This is a genomic window from Stenotrophomonas sp. 3diitr2024, from assembly GCF_042136455.1.
In the GTDB taxonomy this organism is placed as follows: domain Bacteria; phylum Pseudomonadota; class Gammaproteobacteria; order Xanthomonadales; family Xanthomonadaceae; genus Stenotrophomonas; species Stenotrophomonas sepilia.
In genome coordinates this window covers 1-1,653 of record NZ_JBHHMJ010000515.1, presented here as the reverse complement: position 1 = coordinate 1,653, position 1,653 = coordinate 1, and the positions used below count along the sequence as shown (strand labels likewise).

Here is a 1,653-nt window from a genome sequence, read left to right as displayed (position 1 = left end):
CAGGGGGCTCTGACCCCGGCCCCGGCTACCCCCGATTCAGGCTGTTCAGGCAGAATCCCCCCATACCCTTCCAGGATCTGCCCATGCGCGTTCTGCTGCTTTCCTCCCTGCTGCTCACCGTCACCGCCTGTACCTGGGTGCCGATCGAACCGGCCGGCAAGGCAACCCGCGTGCTGCCGGCAGGGCCGGTTCCGGCCGGCTGCATCGCCAAGGGCGAGGTGGTGGTCACCGTGAAGAGCAAGGTCGGCTTCTACAACCGCAACCCGCTGCGGGTGCAGGAAGAGCTGGAAACCCTGGCCCGCAACGAGGCCCCGAGCGCCGGCGCCAATGCCGTCCAGGCCGCTGCGGCCCCCGCCGATGGCAGCCAGCGCTTCGCCGCGTTCCAGTGCCCGCCGCGCTGAACGCTTCACCATACGGCCGAGGCTGAATTCGTAAAGATGCGGTGAAAGCGCGGGGGTTATAGAATAGCGCCCCCTTTTGCCTGAGCCTTGGCGCTAACCTCGATGCTCTTCAAGAATGTCTCGATCGCCGGCCTGGCACACGTCGACGCACCGCATACGCTGACGACCAAGGAAATCAACGAACGCCTGCAGCCGACGTTGGATCGCCTGGGTATCCGTACCGATGTGCTCGGCGACATCGCCGGCATCCACGCCCGCCGCCTGTGGGACAACGGCGTGCTGGCGTCGGACGCCGCCACCATGGCCGGCCGCAAGGCACTGGAAGACGCGGGCATCACCGCGACCCAGGTCGGCCTGCTGGTCAACACCTCGGTCAGCCGCGACTACCTGGAGCCGTCCACGGCCTCGATCGTGTCGGGCAACCTCGGTGTCAGCGACGAATGCATGACCTTCGACGTCGCCAACGCCTGCCTGGCCTTCATCAACGGCATGGACATCGCGGCGCGCATGATCGAGCGCGGTGATATCGACTACGCGCTGGTGGTGGACGGCGAGACTGCCAATCTGGTGTACGAGAAGACCCTGGAGCGCATGACCGCCCCGGACGTCACCGCCGATGACTTCCGCAACGAGCTGGCCGCGCTGACCACCGGGTCGGGCGCCGCCGCGATGGTGATGGCGCGCGCGGAGCTGGTGCCGGACGCGCCGCGCTACAAGGGCGGCGTGACCCGCTCGGCCACCGAGTGGAACCAGCTGTGCCTGGGCAACCTGGACCGCATGGTCACCGACACCCGCCTGTTGCTGATCGAAGGCATCAAGCTGGCGCAGAAGACCTTCAGCGCCGCCAAGATCGCACTCGGCTGGGCCGTGGAAGAGCTCGACCAGTTCGTGATCCACCAGGTCAGCCAGCCGCACACCGCCGCGTTCATCAAGAACTTCGGCATCGACCCGAAGAAGGTCATGACCATCTTCGGCGAGCACGGCAACATCGGCCCGGCCTCGGTGCCGATCGTGCTGAGCAAGCTCAAGCAGCTGGGCAAGCTGAAGAAGGGCGATCGCATCGCGCTTCTGGGTATTGGCTCGGGCCTGAACTGCTCGATGGCTGAAGTGGTCTGGTAAGCAGCCCGTTGCCCGACCTCCTGTAGAGCCGAGCCATGCTCGGCTCGTCGTACGAGGGCTTCACCGTGGTGATGGCGCTGACCGACCCGCACCCGGCACTGAAGGTGGCCGCACCACAGAGCCCGATGGTCGA

The 1,653-nt window shown here is 66.4% G+C and carries 2 protein-coding genes and 1 pseudogene; all 3 read left to right on the top strand.

The genetic code is table 11. The features are described 5' to 3' along the window. Positions 1 to 83: 83 nt before the first annotated feature. Positions 84 to 401: a DUF4156 domain-containing protein gene (locus ABGA94_RS13125; protein WP_005407628.1), complete on the top strand. Its 318-nt coding sequence runs from the start codon at positions 84 to 86 to the stop codon at positions 399 to 401. A 102-nt stretch (positions 402 to 503) separates the two neighbouring features. After that, positions 504 to 1,520, top strand: a complete 1,017-nt coding sequence (locus tag ABGA94_RS13120; protein ID WP_005420782.1) for a 3-oxoacyl-ACP synthase III — start codon at positions 504 to 506, stop codon at positions 1,518 to 1,520. A gap of 35 nt (positions 1,521 to 1,555) precedes the next feature. Next, positions 1,556 to 1,653, top strand: a pseudogene (locus ABGA94_RS13115) (CocE/NonD family hydrolase); the annotation flags it as partial.

Excerpts from the sequence above, each read along its gene's own strand:
- ABGA94_RS13120 (WP_005420782.1), top strand. The coding sequence starts at position 504 with ATGCTCTTCAAGAATGTCTCGATCGCCGGCCTGGCACACGTCGACGCA.
- ABGA94_RS13125 (WP_005407628.1), top strand. The coding sequence starts at position 84 with ATGCGCGTTCTGCTGCTTTCCTCCCTGCTGCTCACCGTCACCGCCTGT.